This window comes from Kribbella catacumbae DSM 19601, from assembly GCF_000372465.1.
Lineage (GTDB): Bacteria > Actinomycetota > Actinomycetes > Propionibacteriales > Kribbellaceae > Kribbella > Kribbella catacumbae.
In genome coordinates this window covers 66182-86767 of sequence record NZ_AQUZ01000033.1, presented here as the reverse complement: position 1 = coordinate 86767, position 20586 = coordinate 66182, and the positions used below count along the sequence as shown (strand labels likewise).

Genomic DNA, 20586 nt, shown 5'->3' with positions numbered 1-20586 from the left:
CGATGTCCGCTCCGCTGGATCTCCCCGCCGGTACTACGCCTGGCGGGCGTGCGCTGACCTGGCCGCAGGTGCTCAACCCGTTGCTCCGGCACGAGGACCTCGACGCCACCGCGACTGCCTGGGCGATGGAGCAGATCCTGTCCGGCGCGGCGTCTCCCGCACAGCTGGCCGGCTTCGTGATCGCCTTGCGCTCCAAGGGCGAGACGGTGACCGAGGTCGAGGGCCTGGTCGCGACCATGCGCGAGTTCGCGACCCGGATCGACGTACCGGGCCGGACGCTGGACGTCGTCGGTACCGGTGGTGATCAAGCCCACACTGTGAACATCTCCACGATGTCGGCCATCGTCGCGGCCGGCGCCGGGGCGAAGGTGCTCAAACACGGCAACCGGGCGGCGTCGTCGGCGTGTGGTGCCGCGGATGTCCTGGAGGAGTTGGGGATTCCGCTCGACCTCACCGCTGCGCAGGTCGCGGCCGTGGGGGAGCGGGCGGGGATCACGTTCTGCTTCGCGCCCGCGTTCCACCCGGCGTTGCGGCATGCCGCAGTACCGCGTCGTGAGCTCGGCGTACCGACCACCTTCAACTTCCTGGGGCCATTGGCCAATCCGGGCAACCCGTCGGCGCAGGCCGTCGGCGTGGGGGATGGGCGGATCGCCGGATTGATGGCCGGAGTACTGGCTCGGCGCGGGATCGACGCTCTGGTCTTCCATGGCGATGACGGGCTGGACGAGCTGACCACGATGACGACGTCGCAGGTGTGGACGGTCGGGCGTGGAGCGGTCGAAGGGCCGGAGACGCTGGATCCGCGGGAGCTGGGGATCGCGCCGGTTCCCGCAGAGGCGTTGCGGGGTGCGGATGCGACGTACAACGCGAAGGTCGTGCGGGCGCTGCTCGATGGCGAGCCGGGCGCGGTGCGGGACGTCGTACTGCTGAACGCGGGTGCGGCGCTGGCCGCCCACGAAGGGAGCGTCGGGCCGTTGGTCGGGCGGATTCGCTCGGGGATGGATCGGGCGGCCGAGGCGATCGACTCCGGCGAGGCCAAGTCCGTGCTGGATCGCTGGATCGCGGCTTGTGTCGAGGTTCGTTCTTAGGTCTTGAGTTCTTAGGTAGTGAGAAGAGCCCGCATCCCTTGGTCTTCGGGGAGGCGGGCTCTTCTGTTCCGGCTAGCGGTTGATCTGGATCTCCTGGACCTTGGCACGCCAGATCGGGATCCACTGCGGCGTACTGCCGGCGAAGTCTCCGATCGCGACGTCGGCGGTGCCGTCGCCCCGATCGATCACCGCGACCGTGACGGTCGAGAAAGTCTCCTTCAGCTTCGGCTCGCTGACGACGACCTTGATGCTGAGTTCATGGCCGGCGTGACCGTCGACCGTGATCGGCGTGTGGGTGGCCTTGCCGATGAACTTCACGTCCTCGTCGTACAGTCTGACGATCGCCACACTGGCCGCCTGTCTGGTGGCTTGCTTCAGCCCGGCCGGGGTGTTCACGAACTTGATCTTCGGGTGGAGCCCGCCGAAGGCGACATAGTTGCCCCAGTTCGCCTTCTTGCCGTCGTACTTCTCGTGCACGGTCAGCCAGGTCGCCGCGCCGCCGAGCAGCCCGGTGTTCTCCCCGTTGTCCGTCCACTCGGAACTCAGCACCGGCATCGTGTCGGTGTTGAAGGCAACAATGTTGGAACCGAGCACCTTCCCCTCCGGAGGAGGCGGCGTCGTCGGCCGGGCCGACGGGCTGATCGTGGTGAACGGCGTCGAATTTGCCGAAGGCAACGAAACCGGCGTGACGGCATCGGCCTTGTCCCAGATCCAGCTAACGCTGAGCCCAGTCGCCACCAACGCCCCCACCACCAACCCCACAACCCCTACAAGCCGCCCGCCGCGGCCCCCATCCCCAACAACGCCGTCCGGGTCAACCCCCTCATCCACAACCCCATACGGCACCTCCTGCTGAGCATCGGTCCGCAATCCACCCTGCGGCAGCCCACCCGCCTGAGCATCCTGCGGCAGCCGCCCACCCTGCTGAAGCCCGCCTTGCGGCGACTGGCCTTCCTGTTGAGCGCCACCCTGCGGCACGCGGCCACCCACTGGCGGCACTTGCCCACCCACTGGCGGCACCTGCCCACCACGGCCCGGCCCACCCAACGGCTGCTCCTGCCATCCAGGCGCGCGCCCACCAGCTTCAGGCCCATACGCCCCAGCCTGCAAGCCGCCCGGCCCTTGCCCAGCACGCAACCCTTGGCCGCCCGATCCATACGGCCCCGGCTGCGCCTGCTGACCACTCGGCCTGTACTGCGGCTGCTGCTCGCCAGCCGGCCCATACGGCGGCTGCACCCGCTGGTCGCCCGGCCCGTACTGCCCCTGCTGCCCCTGCGGGCCAGTCGGCCTGTACTGCGGCTGATCCTGTTGGCCGCTCGATCCGTACGGTCCTGGCGGTGCTTGTTGGTCGCTGGTTCCGTACGGTCCTGACTGCGCCTGCTGGTCGTTCGGTCCCTGCGGCCGCGGCTGCCCTTGCGGCCCGGACTGAGCCTGCTGACCAGCCGCAGTCGGCCTGTACGACCCCGGCTGCGCCTGTTGGTCGCTCAGCCCCTGCGGCACCGGCTGTCCTTGTTGCCCGGCCTGTACTTGCTGGTCAGTCGGCCCATACGGTCCCGGCGGCACCTGCTGGTTACCGGGCCCATGAGGCGTTGGCTGCCCTTGCGGCCCCGCTTGCCCATACGGCCCCGGCTGCCCCGACCCGTACTGTCCCGGCTGCCCGGCCCCGTACTGTCCCGGCTGCTCTTGCCGCCCAGGCTGCCCCTGTTGGCCGCGCGGCCCCTGCGGACCACCAGGCCCTTGCGGACCAGGCCCTTGCGAACCGGACTGCTGCTGGCGGGATGGCCCTTCCAGGCCGCCGCTCTGCAGCGGGCGACCGTGCAGGTCGCCACTTTGCAAAGCATCACCCTGTGGTGCGCGACCCTGCGGTCCAGCGCCTTGCGATGCACCGGACTGCGGAGTACTGGCGTGCGGTGTGCGGTCTTGCAGTGCATCTCCACGGAGAGCATCGCCTTGCCCGCCGCCTTGCGGCGCACCGCTCTGCGGGTGTGGGCCGTGTTGAGGAAGCGTCTGCACCGGTTGGCCAGCGGGCGTAGTACCGGCCGGGGTGCGTGGCTGTGGTGGGGGCGGCGGCGCGGGTGCGCGTGACTGCCCGAGTAGTGGATCTGAGGATGACGGAGGAGGGAATGACGTGGAGGGCGCCTGACCTGCGGCAGGCGGCTGCGCGGATCGCCAGTCCTCGGATGGCGCGGTCGGTGGCAGCCCCGACGACAGCGGACCGGCCGACAACGGATCGGTCAGTGCATTGGGTTCCGAACGCGCCGGACCCGCAGGCGACCTATCCGCAGGCAAGCGATCCGAAGGCAAGCCATCGGCGGGCATGCCAACTGCGGGCGAGCGGTCCGTCGGCAAGCCGTCCGGAGGCAAGCCGTCCGTAGGCAAGCCATCTGTAGGCAAGCCGTCCGCAAGCGGCCGGTCTGCTGCCAGGGACTCGCGGTTGTTGAACCAGTCGTCCGCGGTGGGGGTGGTTCGGTCGGCCGGGGGGTTTGGTGGGGCGCTGTGGCGGGCCGGTGGGCGGGGCGGTTGTTGTGGAGTCTCGTTCTCAGCCAACGTTGATTCCCTTGTAGACCTGGGCTTCGGCCTTCCGCAGATCCGGCCGGTTCGTGGGGATGTCACTGATGTAGGCGACCGCGGTACCGTCGCCCAGGTCGAAGACCGCGACGGTCAGGATGAGTACCGAGGTGACCTTGGGTGACTTCGCCGTGACGGACTGCTGGAAGAACCAGCCCGCCTTGTCCGAACGCTTGACCTCGCCGCTGCCAACCGTCTTGAAGGTGACCGGGATGTCGCCGTAGCCGATGGTCTGCACCTTTTTGAGCAGGCTCAAGGCCGTCGTCTTCGGGTCGCCGCCGAACGGCGTGGCGTTGCCCAGCCGGCCGACGAACATGTCCGCGTACCAGTCGTTGCTGCCGTCGAAGTCGCGCTGCAGTACGACGTACTGGCCGCTGGAGTTCAGCAGTTGCGGGATCAGCCGCTTGCGGTCCGACCACTCTCCGGCTTGCCGCGGGAAGGAGATCGCGTCCGAGCTGATCCGGTTGGCGCCCTCGTGGAGCTTGGGGTTCTTCGACTGGCCCGCCTGGCCGCCGGGAGTTGTCGCCGGTGTGGTGGGTGCGCCGGTGGTCGGCTGCGGGGTGGGGGAGGTGGTCGGGTCAGCGGTCGTCTTCTTGGCCGAATTGGTGATGAGGAACACGGCAACCACGATGAGGATCACCAGAGCGACGACGCCGCCGATGATCAGCGGGGTCTTGTTCGTACCGCCGCCGCCACCGCCGCTGGTGTCCTTGCCCTTGCGCTTCCCACCGCCTTGCTGACCGCCGCCGTCCTGCCAAGGCGAAGCCTCGCCAGACTGCCAAGCCGCGCCCGTCTGCTGCTGCGCGGGCGCCTGCGAGCCACCCCACTGCTCAGTACTCGTCTGCTGCGCAGCGGAACTACCCCACTGGTCCCCGGTAGATCCCTGTACTCCGGTCGCGCCCCACCCGGCAGCACCCGCCTGCTCCGTCCCGGACGCACCCCACCCGCCAGCGCCGCCCTGCTGCGTCTCAGACGTGCCTTGACCATCGGCACCCGACTGCTGCGTCTCGGCAGCGCCCCATCCGCCGGCACCCGCCTGCTGCGTCTCGGCAGCGCCCCATCCACCGATACTCGCTTGCTGGGTCTCGGCAGCGCCCCATCCACCGATACTCGCTTGCTGGGTCTCGGCAGCGCCCCATCCGTCGGTGCTCGCTTGCTGGGTCTCGGCCGCGCCCCACCCATCAGTGCTCGCCTGCGGGGCCCCGGTCGCAGCCTGCCCGTCAGCGCTTGCCTGCTGCGTCTCGGCGGTGCCCCATCCGCCAGTGCTCGCCTGCTGGGTCTCGGCGGTGCCCCAACCCTCAGTGCTCGCCTGCTGGGTCTCGGCCGTCCCCCACCCGCCTGCGCTGGCTTGCTGGGTTTCGGCTGTGCCCCACCCGCCTGCGCTGGCCTGCTGTGTCTCGGCCGTGCCCCACCCGCCTGCGCTGGCCTGCTGTGTCTCGGCTGTGCCCCACCCGCCGGCGCTGCCGGATGCATCCGGGGCGTCAGCGCTTGTCTGCTGTGCGTTTGAGTTGCCCCAGCCGCCCGCGCCCGCTTGCTGCGTGCTGGCGGTACCCCACTGGCCGTCGCTCTGCTGGTCAGCAGTCTGCTCGTCGCTCTGGGCCGGCGTGGTCTCCTCGTCGGCCGTCACCCACGGCTCAGTGCCGCTCGGAAGCTCCTCCGCCGTCTGCCCCCAACCACCTCCGGCAGCGGCACCTCCAGCCGACTGTCCCCAACCACCATCAGCAGTCCCCGAGCCACCCGCCGCCCCCCAGCCGTTGTCGGCGGGCGCGGTGTCGGGCGTCAGGTCCCAGCTATTGCTGGGCTGTGCAGGCGTGCTGATCTCCTGGGTGGTGTCCGCAATCTCCTGAGTAGCGTCCGCGTCCGGCGTCGCCTGTTGCGGCGTCGGCGCCACGGTCGGCGGCTTGGTCCAGTTGGTGGTCGACCACGACTCGGCTTCCGGCTCGGGAGCGGGCACGGGCGCAGTACTGGTCGAGTCGCTCGCCAGCTTCAGCGTCCACCCGGTCTGCGGGGCAGACTGAGCAGCCTCGGCCGGCTCAGCAGCGACCGGCTCCGCGCCCTCCGGCGATACCGGGCGCTGGGTCCAGTGGTTCGCCGCCTCCGGAAGCTCCGCGGGCGCCATCCAGGTCGACTTGGCCTTCTCCGCGGGAGTCAGGTCCGGGGTGGAGGTGGTCGAGGCAGCAGACGCGGTGGCCGTGTCGTCCGGCTCGGTGGCGGCTTCGGTGGCCGGCTCCGATTCGGGTTCTTCCTTCTCGGTCCTGTTGGTCCATTGCGTCCCGTTCCACCAGCGAATGGTGTTGGGCTGCCCGGTGGGGTCCGGATACCAGCCGGCGGCAGGGTTGCTCATGCGTTCACCGTAACTTCAGCGCGTGTCAGTCTGGGCCCGAATTCCGCGCTCAGAGACCCTGTTCCTCACCGAGGCTGAAGGCCGCCTCCAGGTCGTGCGTGGAGTAGGCGCGGAAGGCGATGTGCGTCTCAGTACTCAGGACGCCGGGCACCCGGTTCACGTGATCGGGGATGACGGAGGCCAGGTCCTCGTGGTGGGCGACCCGGACCATCGCGATCAGGTCGAGCCCGCCAGTCACCGAGTACACCTCGCTGACACCCTCGATCGCGGCTACCTGCTCAGCGACCTCCGGGATGCGTGCGACGTCGGCCTTGATGAACACGATCGCGGTGACCATGTCGTCCTCTCCTCGAAACCAGCCCCCTACCGCGCTGAAGCATAGTGCCGCCCCACCGACACCCCGGACCGCCATCACCCACCAACCTCGCCCGCCGGCCCTGCACCGAGAGGCGGTGTCCCGACCGACAGGTAGTGCATCCCGTGTACGCCGTCTCGCGCGCACTGTCCGGGCGTGAGACAAGGACACCCGCCGGACCATGTCCTGTCGATCGGGACATAAGGGGCTACCCCGCAGGGTCAGCGGGCGGTGACGCCGAGGGGGCGGATTCGGCGGCGGCGTTCGCTGGGGTGGTGGTGCTCGTCGGAGTGGGAGTTGTCGAGGCGGGCGACGTGGCGGCCGGCGCCGCCGATCGGGCAGGTCCAGGTGCCGTCCATCTCGACCAGGCGGATGCCGGGGGAGTCGAGCCAGCGCAGTACGAGCTCGATCTCTTCCGGTGAGGCCGACGCGACCGGGCCGATGCCTGGCAGGACCGTCTCGGCCGAGGCGCGCAGCATCTCCAGGTACTTGCGGGGATCCGTGCCGCGCGGGCTGATCCCGGCCGCGGCCAGCCGGCCACGGCGGATCACGTGCAGCTCCCAGCCGCCGTCCTCGGTCCGTTTCGCCGCGCAGATCTCCGCGCAGCCGGTGACCGACGCCATCCGCTGCATCTTCGCGCTGCTCCGGACGAAGGCGCTCAAGCGGTCACGCTGCACGGCTGCATCCTCGAAGCGCTCGTCCGCCGACAGTACGTCGATCCGCCGGTCGAGTGCGGCGACCACCGGCGCCGGGTCGTCGGTGAGCGCCGCCCGCAGCCCGGTCACGAAATTGCCATAGGTCTCCGGCGAGATCCGCCCGTCGCACGGCGCCACGCATCGGCCCATCTCGGCCAGCACACAAGGCGATCCCTGCGGCGCCCGCGACATCCGGTCCGTGCACTGGCGGATCGGGAACGCCTCGTGCAGCGCCGCCATCGCCCGCTCGGCGGTCTTGCGCGAGCTGAACGGCCCGAGATATCCCGCGTCGTCGTCGCGGACCTGCTTCACCAGCGACAACCGGGGGAACGGCTCGACTGTGACCTTGAGCCAGTGCTGCCGCTCGGGGAACTTGGAACGCCGGTTGTACCGCGGTTTGTGCTCCGCGATCAGCCGCAGTTCGCGTACCTCGGCCTCGAGCGCGGTACCGCACTCGATCCCGCGGACTCCGGATGCGATGCCGATCATCTCGCCGATCCGGGTGCGGGTCTCCGAGGCGGTGAAGTAGGACCGGACCCGGTTGCGCAGGTCCTTCGACTTGCCGACGTACAGCACCTCGCCGCGATCGTCGGTGAACAGGTACACCCCAGGGGCGTGCGGCAACGACTCCGCCAGATGCCGCTTGGCCCGCACCTGCGGTGCCACCCGTGACGAGAACGTCTGCAGATCCTCGAGCGTCTGTACGCCGAGCGAACCGACCCGCTCGAACAGCCCATGCAGTACGTCGACCGTGGCGCGGGCGTCCGACAGAGCGCGGTGGTTGGGCGTGACCGTTGCCCGGAACAACTTCGCGAGCGTGCCGAGTTTGCAGTTCGGAGTCTCGTCCGGGGTCAGCACCCGGCGCGCCAGCATCGCCGTGTCGACGACGGCGAAGTCGGGCCAGTCGTACCCGTGCACCTGGGTGTCGTGCTTGAGGAAGCCGACGTCGAAGGGGGCGTTGTGCGCGACCAGCACGCAGCCGCGGGCGAACTCGAGGAAGGCCGGCAGCACCGACTCGATCCGCGGTGACGAGGCAACCATCAGGTCGGTGATCCCGGTCAGTACCGCGATGAATGGCGGAATCGGCTCGGCCGGATTGATCAGCGTCTGGAACTCGGCGACCAGTTCACCGCCGCGGACCTTGACCGCGCCGATCTCGGTGATCCCCGATTCGCCGGGCGCGCCACCGGTCGTCTCCAGGTCGACGACGCAGAAGGTGACGTCGCGCAACGGCGTACCGAGGTCGTCGAAACTCGGCTGCACGCCACGGATCGGCGTCACCGGGCCGGACGCCGGGGCAGCGGCTCGATCCGGCAGTGGGCTGCTCATGACGACGACGCTAGAAGCCCCCACCGACAATTCCGCTCTCAGACACGCGTGGGTGCGCCGTCAGCCATGTTGTTTGTCGCTGCCGACGCCCAGGCACGCACCTCGCGGCGTTGGAGGAACGCCCACGATGAACCCCGCATCGAGGGCGCTCCTCCGCCTTGCGATGCACGCACCTGGACGCCGCCATCGATCAAACAACATGGCTGACGGCGCACCAGCGACTACGCTCTCCATATGCGTACACAAGCGATCACCGCGATTCCGGGCCCTGCGCCCGGTGGCTGTGGTCTGCATCACTGGCTGTGCCAGGGGGCCGTTCCGACCGGACTGCGGACCGGTGGCTGAGGCAGGCACCGCCGCGAGCTCCGCTGCTACCACCTTGCCCGAACCCGTACGGCAAAGGGTTCTGAGCCTGGCCGCCCAGGCACTGGGGCAGTTGCCCGCGACAGACATCCCGCTCCCGCTGCGGCGGTTCGCCAGCTTCGCGCCCGGCAAGCGCGCGAAACTCTCGGCCTCTGTGCTCGGCCCGATCCTCGAGACCGACGACCACTTCCGCAAACTGGTCGCTTTCGAGGTACGCCGGGAGCGTCCGGAGCTCGGTGACGCCGTCGCGGACGGGCTGGCAGTACCGGCGGCTGAGCCGACCGAGGTGGCCGCCTTGGCGTATCTGCTCCGCCCGGATGACTGGGAGCAGCGGGTCGCTGACGCGGCGCAGCTGCCGCCGGAGAAGCCAGGCATCGACGAGGACGTCGTCAGCCGTCTGCAGGACCAACTCGATCAGGCCCGGACCGAGACGCGCCAGGTGCGCGAACGCTTGCGCGAACAGGTGACCGAGCTGAAGGCGGAGAACGTCACGCTGCGCCGCAAGCTGAACGAGGCGCGTCAGCGGATCAGCGGCCTGCAGAGCGATCTCGAACTGCGTACGACAGAAGCCGCGACGGCCGACGAACGCGTCGACGCGGCCCGCGCCGAGGTCGAGCGCGAACTGCGCAAGCTCCGCGCCCGCATCACCGAGCTGGAGGCAGTGGAGCACGCGGCCCGCCGTACTGCGGGGCAGGAACGCGAAATGGCCTCGACCCGGACGCGCCTGCTGCTGGACACCTTGGTCGAAGCAGCGGGAGGACTCCGTCGCGAGCTGGCCTTGCCGCCCGGGGGAGAACTCCGCCCGGCCGACACAGTCGCCGGCGTCGAGCCGTCGACCGCACCAGTCGGCCGTACTGCGCCTGACGACGATCCCGCGCTGTTCGACGAACTGCTCGCGTTGCCGCAGGTGCATCTGATCATCGACGGCTACAACGTCACCAAAACCGCCTGGCCGAACTCGCCGTTGCACTCCCAGCGCCAGCGCCTCGTCACCGCACTGGGCGCGCTGGTGGCGCAGCGGCGGATCGAGGTCACGGTAGTCTTCGACGGCGCCGAGCTGTCCGGCCCGGTCCAGCTGAACCCACCACGCGGCGTCCGGGTCCGCTTCAGCCCGGCCGGCGTGATCGCCGATGAGGTGATCAGGCAACTGGTCCGTGCCGAACCACCGGGCCGCCCGATCGTCGTCGTCTCCACCGACCGCGAAGTTGCCGAGAGCACCATCACGATGGGCGCCCGCGCGCTGTCCGCAACCACCCTGATAGCCCGCCTGGCCCGCGCCTAACCCAACGCCGGTTGGTCAAGCGGCTCGGCGACGGACTTCGCCGACGCGGCGGCTCCGAAGGCGAACCGTCGGCCGAGCCCACCGGTGGTGGGCTCGGACCCCTAACGATGACCGTGAACAAGGTGTGCCCTGTTCGAGGACGCAAGAAGGTGTTCATGCCCACCACTGGTGGGCTTGGTCGACTGGCTGACGAAGAAGTCGGCCCGGTCGCAGCCGGGCGTGGTGGTGGATGAGTCGGGTCCGGGGCTGCGCACCGGTGTACTCGGCCAAGCCGAGCCAGGCGAGCGAGGCGTGCTGTGCCGTAGTGGGGTGGTGACCGGCGGTCGATGGAAACTGTCGGTGGGGGTCTTTAGCGTTCTTCTCAGCCGGATGCAAGTCCGGGTGCTTCCCCACCTTGGAGGACGTTGTGCTGATCGACTGCGACGCGTGTGTGATGAGAGGTCCCGGCTGCCGGGACTGCGTGGTCAGCGTGGTGCTCGGCATGCCACCCGAGCAGAGTTCCCTGCGCATCGACGACGAGGAGCTCGCCGCCCTCGACGTACTGGCCCAGTCCGGTCTCGTGCCACCCCTGCGCCTGGTGCACGCCGTCGACAACGTCGACCTGGAGCCAGACCACCGGCAGAGACCGCAGACCTCCGCGGACACCGCCTGATTGCCTCCCAACTGCCGGTCAACCGCCTGTTCCCGACTGATCACCCTGGATAGTTTTTGGGCCTGACGACAACTGGGGAGATACACGATGTCAGTAGAGCAGTCGGTTCAGGCAGCGCGCCCAACACAGACCGAGTTCCGGGCCTTCGACCTCGACAACGGACGCTGCCCATCGAGGCTGACCAACCGCCAGCTCACCATCGGCCGGCTGATGGCCACGGGCGCCAAGGACGCAACGATTGCGCGCCAGCTCGATGTCTCGCTGCGGACCGTCCGCTCCGAGATCAGCGCGCTGATCAAAGGACTTGGCGCTACGTCCCGCTTCCAAGCGGGTTGTCTGCTGGCTCGGCAGTTCGGCTGATATCGACGGTCACGCGATGGTCTCAGCAGCGTGCAGTCGATCCACCTGAGACTGAAAGTCCGCCTGGAGGTGCGGATCGCCGAGCTGCTCGGCAGCCTCGAGGGCGGCCAGAAAGCAGACCTTGCCTCAGCCGGTCGGCCTAACTCGTCCAGCGTCTGGGCAATGTTCCCGCTAGCGTGGGCGAGACCGAGGAGGTTGCTCGTATCCCTGGCCAAGGCGGCACTTTCGCGGAAACGGGCGAGAGCCGGCTCAAGCTGTCCGTTGGCCTGCATGATATGCGCCAGCGCATTGATGCAGCCGGCGACAACGTCTGTCGCACCGAGCGCATCACCCATCGGCAGGGCTTTCTCGAAGAAGGCCTGAGCGTGGTCGTGATCCTTGGCCTCCAGATAGGCGAAGGCCGTGTTGAAGACAGCCAGCATCCCGCCGTACGGGTCCTCGTCCTCCGCCGCGATCTGCTCGCACTCTCGCGCAGCTGGGCGACCCGGGCAGCAACGGCCGGACTTGGTCAGCTGTGGCCGCGTAGTCAAGAAGGACAAGCAACCGGCGCTCGGTGACCAGGGATCGGTACAGGGCCGAGCGTTCTTCCAGAGTGGCAGGTTGATCGGCTGGCTTGACTTCCAGCGCGGTCTTGCCGCTGCCGGCGATGGCCGAGATCGTGACGACGCGCGCGGACGGGTGGTCCGAGACCAGGTCATCGAGCTCCCGCAGTTCGGCGAACCGGCCGGTGAAATGCTCGTCGGCGGCAGGAAGCTGATGCAGGCGGGTGGGCGGCCGCGATCCCGTGGCCGGACGCGGGCGGGCGTCGGCGATCAGTGCGAGCAACTGTCCGGTCTCTTCGGCGGACAGGTCGAGCGCGCTCGCGATCAGCCGGATCGATTTCGTCCGTGGTTTCCGGACGCTTCCCGGGCCGTTCCAGTACGGCCAGATGTTCAGGGTCGGTGTCTTACCCGTACTACAGGCAGGCACATCCATGGCCTTGCCGGTCTTCACCTGGGTGATCGTGTAGCTGCCGTTCGCCGGTTCGATCCGCCAGGCCTGGCAGTCGGAGCGATCCACGGGGACCGGCGCGATCTGGCCTCCGTTGTCGTTCGAGCAACCTTCGCGGGCAGGTTCCAGACCGCGGTCCGGCCGAACCCGTGGTCGAGCACCCTACTCACGTCGGCTCCGTCGTTGTTGATGTCACCTCGGGCCGGCTTCGGGCGCGGCGCCTCGCGGTGAATGGCCAGCCTGGTTGGTGAGGTTGTCGCCGTCCGGGTCACAGCACCTACGAGCACCCGGCGCCCGGGCAGGCCTATCCGCACGCGGTACAGAAGGTCACGACCGGAAGTACGAGCAACACCTACCAGTCCGACAAGAGCGGCAACCTCGAGAACCGCACCGTCGCGGGGACGGGCGAGTCCTTCACCTTCGACGCGGAAGGACATCTCGAGAACGTTGACAAGGCAGGCAAGGCGACCTCGTTCGTCTACGACGCCGACGGCACGCGACTACTGCGCAAGGACTCCGCGGAGGGGCCCTTGCGATGCGGGCGCAGTACCGGCCCAGAGGGTGCTCGGTCAGGAGTGTCGGAACGAACGCTGCTGCAGAGGCTGGAGAGCGGTCCTGGAAGGGCTTTCCCGACGTTAAGTTTGGATCAAACCAGAGGGGCGAATTGCACCGGTCACGAATCGGTTACTACTGTTACCTCTCGTTGCCTCGCAGTGTCGGTTGACCAGACCGGCCGGGCAGCGAAGATTCAGCGCCGAGGGTAGGCCGACCGGTCGTGACCGGGGGGTTGACGGGGACGGCATCGAGTAGAGGAAGGGACCGACCGGGCTGTGTCCATCGGCCGCACGAAGCGCTTCAAGGGAATTGCCCTCGCCGCTATCACCTCCACCGCCGTCGTCGCTGGAGTGATCTTCATCCAGACCGGCGCGGACGCCGATCCGAAGCCGACCCTGGCACAAGCCAAGGCCCAGGTCGCCGAACTGCAGAACAAGGCGTCGATCGCCGGTGAAGCGGCCAACGATCTCCGCGGCCAGATCTCCGCGTCGCAGATCCGGGTCAAGGCGCTGCAGGCCGGGATCGCGAAGCAGCAGACCCAGGTCGACACAGTCAAGCGGCAGATCGGCTCGCTCGCGGTGGCCGGCTACCAGACCTCCGGGATGTCGACGACGGCGCAGCTGTTGCTGTCGACGAACCCCGACCAGTTCCTCAGTCAGGCCTCTACCGCGCAGGCGTTCGCCGGTCAGCAGAACTCGGCACTGCGCCGGTTCCAGTCCGCCCAGGGCAAGCTCGCCGACCTGCAGGCCAGCGAGCAGAGCGAGCTCGGCGCGCTGCAGGCCGTGCAGACCCAGCAGAACGACTTGAAGAAGCAGTTGCAGGCCAACCTGGACGCCGCCGAGAAGGTCCTCGGCAAGCTGAGCGACGCGGAGCGCGCGCGGATCCGGCAGGAGAACGAGAAGGAAGAGCAGGAGGCCCGGGACGAGCGCCCGAGCCGCGGCGACGACCGGATGGACGACAAGGGCGGCGACGTGCCGGTACCGGCCAATGGCCGGGCGGGTGTCGCAGTCCAGGCCGCGATGGCGCAGGCGGGTGACCGCTACGTGTGGGGCGCCGAAGGTCCGAACTCGTTCGACTGCTCCGGCCTGACGAAGTACGCCTGGGGCAAGGCCGGCGTCTCGCTGTCGCACTCCTCGAAAGCGCAGTACGGCGAAGGCCGCCGGATCAGCCGGGGCGACCTGATGCCCGGTGACCTGGTCTTCTACGGCTCGCCGATCTGGCACGTCGGGATGTACATCGGCAACGGCCGGATGGTGCACGCGCCGAATCCGAGCAAGCCGGTCAAGACCGACGATATCGACTACATGAGCGGTTACACCGGCGCGGTCCGCCCAGGCTGACCTGCTGTTCAGACATGCTTTACGGCTCCGGGGGACAAACACCCCCGGAGCCGCCTCGTTTGTTCCACCCGCCCACGCCCATGTTTGACTGTCCCTGGAGGCACCTGACGTGACCTCCCTGACTGGGGCAGGCGAGCAGCGAGGGGCTGAGGTGGTCGACGAACCCGGCGGCACGCTGCCCACCTCGGATGGTGGGGAGCGGATTTCGCCGTCGGAGCAGACCACGATCCAGATCCCGGCACAGCATGCCGCGAGTGCTGGGGAGCAGCGCGCGCCGCTGGCGGAGGCGCTCAGGGTCGCCAGCACCTGGACGTCGGCGCACGGCCCGATCGTCAAGAAGGTCGCGCTCGGCATGGCCGTCTGCCTGGTCGGCGTCGCCGGCTTTGCCGGTCTCCGCAAGATCGCCGACGCTCCGGCCGATCCAGGGGCCCCCGGCAACACCGCGCAGACTCCGGGGTCCGACTCCACGACCCCCGACGAGGCAGCCGAGGGAGTACGCCGGGCCGCCGCGGGCCAGGCCGTCCTGCAGAAGATGGCCGACGCGATCCAGGAGGAGAGCAAGGCCAGCTTCTTGTCCACGATCGACCCGAAGGCGACGGAGTTCGACGAGCTGGCCCGGACGATCTACAGCAACCTGGGCAAGTTGCCGTTGGCCACCTTCCAGTTGCGCTACGTGAGCGATGACACCGGCGCGCTCCCGCCGGACCGCAAGAGCGAACTCGGCGGCACGGAGTCCTGGCTGGCCCAGGTCGAGGTGTCCTGGCAACTGACGGGCTTCGACACCAAACCGGCCCGGGAGACCCTGCCCGTCACCTTCGTCACGCGCGACGACACGACGTACGCGGCGTCCTTCAGTGAGCGGTTCGTGGCCGGGCAGCGGCGGCCGATCTGGGCGCTCGGCGGGATCGAGGTCGCCAAGGGTGAGCACAGCTTGGTGATCAGCCTCGACTCGCAGGCCGACGCGGACGAGTACGCGACCGTCACGGATCGCGCGGTCGAGTCGGTGACGAAGGTCTGGGGCAAGAACTGGAAGAAGAAGGCGGTCGTCTACCTGCCCGCCAAGCAGACCCAGATGGAGTCCGTGCTCGGCGCCCAGCCGGGCACCTACACGCAGATCGCCGCGGTCACGATGGCCGAGCTGGACACCCCGCTGGTCGGTGCGCCGCTGCGGATCGTCGCCAATCCGAAGCTGTTCGAGGAGCTCGGCAAGCAGGGCCGCCGGATCGTGCTGACCCACGAGACCACTCACGTCGCCTCGATCGCTACTGCCTCGCCGGTACCGTTGTGGCTGGCCGAGGGGTTCGCCGACTACGTCGCCTTCACCGCCGTGTCCGTCCAGGACGAATCGGCGGCGAAGGAACTGTTCAAGGCGGTCCGGGCCGGCAAGGTACCGAAGTCGCTGCCCGCCCCGGAAGCGTTCGCCGCCTCGTCGGCCGAGCTGCCCCTGGCCTATGAATCGGGCTGGCTGGCCTGCCGGCTGATCAGCGAGCGGGAGGGGCAGAGCAAGCTGGTGAAGTTCTACCGGGCCGTGCACGCGTCGAAGAGCCCGACCGGGCTGGCGGACGCCTTCCGGACCGTGCTCGGGACGACCGAGCAGGAGTTCGTGGCTGACTGGCAGAAGTACCTGAAGAGGCTCGCCGGTGTCTGACCGAGCCGCCGGGCCGGCTCCAGCGCGAGCCGCCAGGTTGGCTCCGGTGGCGGCCGCTCTGCTGCTCGCCGCCGCCCTCGCTGTCGTGATCATCACGACCACGCCGTGGCACCTGATCGATCTGCCGAAGCCGGACGCCGCGCTCGACTTCACCACCGCCGAGATCGACCGCCAGCAACAGTTCCGGCACGAGTTGTTGCCGTGGTCAACGACCTCCTGGGCGCTGTCGCTGCTCGTCCCACTGGCGATCGGCTTCACCCCTCTCGGCCGTCGCCTGTACGCCGTGACGCGGATCCGCCGCTGGTACCTGGCCGTCCCGGTGGTCGTCCTCCTGCTCGGCCTGATCGCGAGTGTGATCACCCTGCCGACCGACGTCATGGCCGAGCGGGTGACCCAGAAGTACGGTCTGTCGACGGAACCCTGGAGCCTGTGGCTGCGTGACCGGCTGACCAACTGGTTGCTGATGGCACTGGCTTTGGTTGCCATCAGCCTCGGATTGATTGCCTTGGCCAAGCGCTGGAAGACCTGGTGGTGGGCGCCCGCGGCGATCGCCGGGGCGGTGCTGGTGCTCGGCGTCTCGTTCGCGTACCCGGTGCTGGTCGAGCCGCGCTTCAACGAGTTCACCTCGATGGCGCCGGGTTCGCAGCGGGACGAGTTCATGGAGCTCGCGCGCCAGGACGGCGTACCGGTCAGGGATGTGCTGGTTGCCGATGCGTCCAAGCGGACGACGACCCTCAATGCCTATGTGTCTGGCTTCGGCTCGACCCGGCGGCTGGTCGTATACGACACGTTGCTGAAGGACGCGTCGCCGGCTCAGGTCAGGCTGGTGGTCGCGCACGAGCTCGGTCACGCCGCTGAGGGCGACGTCCTGCACGGCACCTTGATCGGCGCGCTCGGGTCGGCCTTCACTGTGGTCCTGCTGAGATTGTTGCTCGGGGCCCGGATGTCCGATCCACGCCGTACCGCGTTGCTGCTGGCCCTGATCGTCGCCGGTACGACGCTCGCGTCGCCGGTGCAGAACCTGGTCAGCCGGCGGATCGAGGCGCGTGCCGACTACCACTCGTTGCGGTTGACGAACGATCCGTCGGACTTCATCGAGATGCAGCACCAGCTCTCGGTGCGCAACATCTCCGGTCTGGAGCCGAGCCGCTGGCGGTACTGGCTGTTCGCCAGCCACCCGACGCCACCCGAGCGGATCGTGATGGGCCGGGTCTGGGCGGCGGAGCACGGCGAGCCGGTTCCGCCGCTGGTCAAGAAATGACGGTCCTGGTCGTCACCAACGACTTCCCGCCGCGGCAAGGCGGGATCGAGACCTTCGTCCGGTCGTTGTGCGACGAGTTGTCTGACCTGGTCGTGCTGACTTCGCGGATGCCCGGCGATACGCAGTACGACGCAGGTCTGGCTTTTCCTGTTGTGCGGGACCGGACGACGATGCTCCTGCCGACGCGGCGGGTCACGCGGAGCGCAGTACGGGTGATGGGGGAGTACGGCGCTGATCGGGTTGTCTTCGGCGCGGCGGCTCCGCTGGGCTTGATGGGACCGGCGCTGCGCAAGGCAGGGGCGCGGCGGATCGTCGCGCTGACGCACGGGCACGAGACCTGGTGGGCCGGTACGCCGGGAGCGCGCCAGGCGCTGAGGCGAATCGGTGATGCCGCCGACACGATGACGTCGGTGTCGTCGTGGTGCCAGGAGCAGATCGCGGCCGCGTTGTCGGTCGACGCGGCGAACCGGATGCGGCGGCTGACTCCCGGTGTCGACACGTCGAGGTTCTTCCCGGGTTGCGGGGGAGAGCAGGTACGCAAGGGCCTCGGGCTCGAGGGTGTGCCCGTCGTCGCCTGCGTCTCGCGGCTGGTGGCGCGCAAGGGGCAGGACACCTTGATCCGGGCCTGGCCGCGGGTGCTCGCCGCGGTGCCGGAGGCGGTTCTCCTGATCGTCGGTGGCGGGCCGGATCGGGATCGGCTGGAGGAACTGGCGAGGCAGACCGGCGTGGCTCACGCCGTGCGCTTCACCGGCGCGGTGCCGTGGGACGAGATCCCGCCGTACGTCGATGCCGCCGACGTGTTCGCAATGCCCTGCAGAACAAGGCGTTTCGGCCTCGAACCGGAAGCACTCGGCATCGTCACCCTGGAGGCCTCCGCGACTGGCAAGCCGGTCGTCGTCGGTGATTCCGGCGGAGCTGCTGACACCGTTCGGCACGGCGAGACGGGCTATTTGGTCGACCCGTACAACCCGGTCCCGACCGCAGTACGACTCATCGAACTGCTGACCGATCCGGCCCGGGCGAAGGCGATGGGCGAGGCCGGCCGAGCCTGGGTGCAAACCGACTGGACCTGGGCCGGGTCCGGGCGATTGCTGCGGGATCTGCTCGACTTGCAGTGACCCCGGCGCGCCACCACATGCCAACCTCATCGCTCCGGCCTGGTCCACGCTCAGCGCCGGCTGCTCGATCGCCTCCGGCGGTGGTTAGTGTGTGGTGGCGGTCCGGGGACGCCGTGTAGGGTGGCTCCCATGCATCAGATGTCCCGAATCGCAGCAGCCGTACGAGCTTCCCGCTCTCCGGCTGCCGCTGCCTGACATCTGCTTCACTCCAACCGGCGACCGGAAACGGTCCGCCGGTTTTTGTTGTCCCGGCTCGCGGTCCCTTTCCGGTCATCTGACAGACAAGGACCACCGCGATGACCATCGACCGGAACTTCATCGACTTCTTCACCCAGCGCGGGCACATCCCGACCACGGGATCCTCGCTGATCCCGCGACCCGGCGACCCGGTGCTGTTCACGACCTCGGGGATGCATCCGCTGACGCCCTATCTGGAAGGCGATCCCCATCCACTAGGCCGCCGGCTGGTCGGGGTGCAGCGATGTCTGCGCACCACCGACCTCGACGAGGTGGGGGATCCGACCCACCTGACGGTGTTCGAGATGCTCGGCTCGTGGTCGCTCGGCGACTACGGCAGCGAGCAGACGCTGCGATGGGGGTATGAACTGCTGACCCAGCGCCTCGGCGTCGAGCCAGGCCGGATGTATGTGACCGTGTTCGGCGGCGACGACCAGGTCCCGCTCGACCAGGAATCCCTGCGGACGTGGCAGGATCTCGGGTTGCCGATCGAGCTGACCACCGACGACAACTGGTGGTCGAACGGCCCGACCGGACCGTGCGGCCCGGACTCGGAGATCTTCGTCTGGACCGGCGACGGATCGCCCGAGGGCACGCCGACCACCGATGACCGCTGGGTCGAGGTGTGGAACCACGTGATGATGCGCTACCGCCGCCTCGATGACGGTTCGCTCGAACCGCTGCAGCAGCAGAACATCGACACCGGCCTGGGCCTGGAGCGGTTGTCGATGCTGCTGGAGGGCAAGAAGTCGGTCTACGACATCGAGCTGTTCGAGCCCTGGCGGCGGATCGTGCCGGAGCTGTGGAAGCTCGACGAGGAGCACGAGCGGATCGTGATCGACCACCTGCGGTCGAGCATGGTGATCATCGGAGACGGCGTGCACCCGTCGAACACCGGCCGTGGCTACGTGCTGCGCCGGTTGATCCGCCGCGTGCTCACGCTGCTCTGGCGCTCCGATGACAACCGGACACTGTCCGACCTGCCGATGGAGTTGTTCGAGCACACTCTCGAGCATTTCCACCAGGGCGAACTGCGCAGCCTGGTCCGCCGGATCCTGATCGACGAGGAGATCCGGTTCAGCAACCTGCTCGACCGGGGTCGCCGGATCCTCAGCCACGAACGGTTCCAGAAGACGCTCGACGACGGCGACTTCGAGTACCTGCACGAGACTCACGGCCTGCCGCGCGATCTGGTCCGGTCGCTGGTCGGGTGAGGGGTGCCTGTCCCGATCGACAGGACATAGTCGGCTGCTCGGCCGGGCGCCACGCTCACGGGAGCGGCGGCCGGCCGCAGTATGGGCACTATGTCCTGTCGGTCGGGACGACCAAACCGGGTCTGGGGTCAGCGGTCGTTCCCCGGCGCCGCCCCGACGAGTCCGTCCAACTCGTCCTCCACGGTGTCCGGCACGTTCGGCGGAGTCACCTTGCCGACCGAGGATTGAGCGACGAACGCACCGAGCAGCACGATGACGCCGCCGATGATCTGGTTGGTCGAGAGCTTCTCACCCAGCAGCAGCAAGGCGAACAGGCTCGCTGCCACCACCTCGACGTACGCGACAGCTCCACCGATGGCAGCCGACAGCCGCTGGACGGCGGCTGCTCCCGCGAGGTACGCGACCACGGTGCTGACCACGATCAGCCAGGCCGCGAAGGTCCAGCCCGGCGCGGACCGCTCGCCGATCGCGATGGTGTCGGTCAGCGTGTGCCACGGGATCGACCAGGGTGCCGAGATCGCGGTCAGCGCGATCGCGCCGACGACGCTGCCTGCCGCCGTCATCACCAGCGGATCGGCGAGGCCGGTGAGCTTGTCGATCAGGATGAAGTACGTCGCCTGGCAGGCCGCGGCGCCGAGGCCGGCGAGCAGGCCGATCAGGTCCAGCTTCAGGCCGGACCAGATCTCGACCACGGTCGCGAGTCCGACCAGCGCGATCCCGACGCCGAGCACGGCCGACTTGGGCACCGCCACCTTGCGGCCGAACTTGAGCCAGCCGACGACGAGCAGCGGACCGGAGAACTCGAGCATCAGCGCGACGCCGACCGGCAACCGGCTGGCCGCGATGAAGAACAGTGTCTGGCAACCGGCGATCCCGGTCAGGCCGTAGAGCACGAGCTGCGGCCAGGATGCCTTGGCCGCGCGCAGACCGGCGCTCCCGCGAAAGATCAGCACAAGCGGGACCAGGAGTGCGGCGGCGCCGAGGATCCGCAGCCAGGCGGCCTGTTGCGGCGACATCCCGGCCCCGATCAGCGCCTTCGCGAACGGCCCCGATCCGCCGAAAGTGATCGCCGAGAACACAGCGAACCCCAGCCCGACGGACTTGGTCCGAGCAGCATCCTGCGCCATCCCCATTCCACCTCCCCATCCACTGTCCCCGGCCTCCCGGCCGAGATCCTGTACATGGGC

At 68.7% G+C, this 20586-nt stretch carries 15 protein-coding genes; 9 read left to right on the top strand and 6 right to left on the bottom strand.

The features are described 5' to 3' along the window. The first annotated feature begins 2 nt into the window (after positions 1-2). Entirely contained in the window at positions 3-1088 is a 1086-nt protein-coding gene (gene trpD, locus A3ES_RS0129210) for an anthranilate phosphoribosyltransferase (RefSeq protein ID WP_020390393.1), read from the top strand. A 72-nt stretch (positions 1089-1160) separates the two neighbouring features. On the opposite strand, the gene A3ES_RS0129205 is transcribed toward trpD, so the two are convergent. The 4 genes from A3ES_RS0129205 to A3ES_RS0129180 form a co-directional block, all read right to left on the bottom strand. Continuing rightward, positions 1161-2099, bottom strand: coding sequence for a hypothetical protein (locus A3ES_RS0129205; RefSeq protein WP_237745084.1), 939 nt, complete (start codon positions 2097-2099; stop codon positions 1161-1163). Between the two features lie 1528 nt (positions 2100-3627). Continuing rightward, positions 3628-6000, bottom strand: a complete 2373-nt coding sequence (locus A3ES_RS0129190; protein WP_026163306.1) for a DUF2510 domain-containing protein — start codon at positions 5998-6000, stop codon at positions 3628-3630. Between the two features lie 49 nt (positions 6001-6049). Next, a complete protein-coding gene (locus A3ES_RS0129185; RefSeq protein ID WP_020390389.1) occupies positions 6050-6337 on the bottom strand; it encodes an Lrp/AsnC family transcriptional regulator in 288 nt (95 codons plus the stop codon). A gap of 239 nt (positions 6338-6576) precedes the next feature. Then, positions 6577-8379, bottom strand: coding sequence for a DEDD exonuclease domain-containing protein (locus tag A3ES_RS0129180; protein ID WP_020390388.1), 1803 nt, complete (start codon positions 8377-8379; stop codon positions 6577-6579). 337 nt (positions 8380-8716) lie between these two features. Here A3ES_RS0129180 and A3ES_RS0129175 point away from each other — a divergent pair, with 337 nt between their 5' ends. The 3 genes from A3ES_RS0129175 (at position 8717) to A3ES_RS0129165 (ending at position 11036) form a co-directional block, all read left to right on the top strand. Then, positions 8717-10024, top strand: coding sequence for an NYN domain-containing protein (locus A3ES_RS0129175; protein ID WP_020390387.1), 1308 nt, complete (start codon positions 8717-8719; stop codon positions 10022-10024). A gap of 406 nt (positions 10025-10430) precedes the next feature. Beyond that, the gene (locus A3ES_RS0129170; RefSeq protein ID WP_020390386.1) at positions 10431-10676 is read left to right on the top strand and encodes a hypothetical protein; all 246 of its coding nucleotides are present in this window, start codon (positions 10431-10433) and stop codon (positions 10674-10676) included. Between the two features lie 87 nt (positions 10677-10763). Then, entirely contained in the window at positions 10764-11036 is a 273-nt protein-coding gene (locus tag A3ES_RS0129165) for a response regulator transcription factor (protein WP_020390385.1), read from the top strand. Positions 11037-11363: 327 nt separating this feature from the next. Here the strand turns inward: A3ES_RS0129165 and A3ES_RS56325 are convergent, their stop codons facing one another. After that, positions 11364-12155 (bottom strand): RICIN domain-containing protein, encoded by a 792-nt coding sequence (locus tag A3ES_RS56325; protein ID WP_272944650.1) that lies wholly within the window; start codon positions 12153-12155, stop codon positions 11364-11366. A gap of 701 nt (positions 12156-12856) precedes the next feature. Here A3ES_RS56325 and A3ES_RS0129155 point away from each other — a divergent pair. The 5 genes from A3ES_RS0129155 (at position 12857) to A3ES_RS0129135 (ending at position 19399) form a co-directional block, all read left to right on the top strand. Next, positions 12857-13921, top strand: coding sequence for a C40 family peptidase (locus tag A3ES_RS0129155; protein WP_020390383.1), 1065 nt, complete (start codon positions 12857-12859; stop codon positions 13919-13921). Between the two features lie 109 nt (positions 13922-14030). Continuing rightward, positions 14031-15569, top strand: a complete 1539-nt coding sequence (locus tag A3ES_RS0129150; RefSeq protein ID WP_020390382.1) for a hypothetical protein — start codon at positions 14031-14033, stop codon at positions 15567-15569. Beyond that, on the top strand, positions 15562-16830 hold the full coding sequence (locus A3ES_RS0129145) for a M48 family metallopeptidase (RefSeq protein WP_157630800.1): 1269 nt from the start codon (positions 15562-15564) through the stop codon (positions 16828-16830). The genes A3ES_RS0129150 and A3ES_RS0129145 overlap by 8 nt, the downstream gene beginning before the upstream one ends. Then, a complete protein-coding gene (locus A3ES_RS0129140) occupies positions 16827-17948 on the top strand; it encodes a glycosyltransferase family 4 protein (RefSeq protein ID WP_020390380.1) in 1122 nt (373 codons plus the stop codon). The genes A3ES_RS0129145 and A3ES_RS0129140 overlap by 4 nt, the downstream gene beginning before the upstream one ends. 296 nt (positions 17949-18244) lie before the next feature. Continuing rightward, positions 18245-19399, top strand: a complete 1155-nt coding sequence (locus tag A3ES_RS0129135; RefSeq protein ID WP_020390379.1) for an alanine--tRNA ligase-related protein — start codon at positions 18245-18247, stop codon at positions 19397-19399. Positions 19400-19527: 128 nt separating this feature from the next. On the opposite strand, the gene A3ES_RS0129130 is transcribed toward A3ES_RS0129135, so the two are convergent. After that, the gene (locus A3ES_RS0129130; protein WP_020390378.1) at positions 19528-20526 is read right to left on the bottom strand and encodes an EamA family transporter; all 999 of its coding nucleotides are present in this window, start codon (positions 20524-20526) and stop codon (positions 19528-19530) included. Between the last annotated feature and the right edge of the window lie 60 nt (positions 20527-20586).

Excerpts from the sequence above, each read along its gene's own strand:
- trpD (WP_020390393.1), top strand. The coding sequence starts at position 3 with ATGTCCGCTCCGCTGGATCTCCCCGCCGGTACTACGCCTGGCGGGCGT.
- A3ES_RS0129190 (WP_026163306.1), bottom strand. The coding sequence starts at position 6,000 with ATGAGCAACCCTGCCGCCGGCTGGTATCCGGACCCCACCGGGCAGCCC.
- A3ES_RS0129185 (WP_020390389.1), bottom strand. The coding sequence starts at position 6,337 with ATGGTCACCGCGATCGTGTTCATCAAGGCCGACGTCGCACGCATCCCG.
- A3ES_RS0129180 (WP_020390388.1), bottom strand. The coding sequence starts at position 8,379 with ATGAGCAGCCCACTGCCGGATCGAGCCGCTGCCCCGGCGTCCGGCCCG.
- A3ES_RS0129165 (WP_020390385.1), top strand. The coding sequence starts at position 10,764 with ATGTCAGTAGAGCAGTCGGTTCAGGCAGCGCGCCCAACACAGACCGAG.
- A3ES_RS0129140 (WP_020390380.1), top strand. The coding sequence starts at position 16,827 with ATGACGGTCCTGGTCGTCACCAACGACTTCCCGCCGCGGCAAGGCGGG.
- A3ES_RS0129135 (WP_020390379.1), top strand. The coding sequence starts at position 18,245 with ATGACCATCGACCGGAACTTCATCGACTTCTTCACCCAGCGCGGGCAC.
- A3ES_RS0129130 (WP_020390378.1), bottom strand. The coding sequence starts at position 20,526 with ATGGCGCAGGATGCTGCTCGGACCAAGTCCGTCGGGCTGGGGTTCGCT.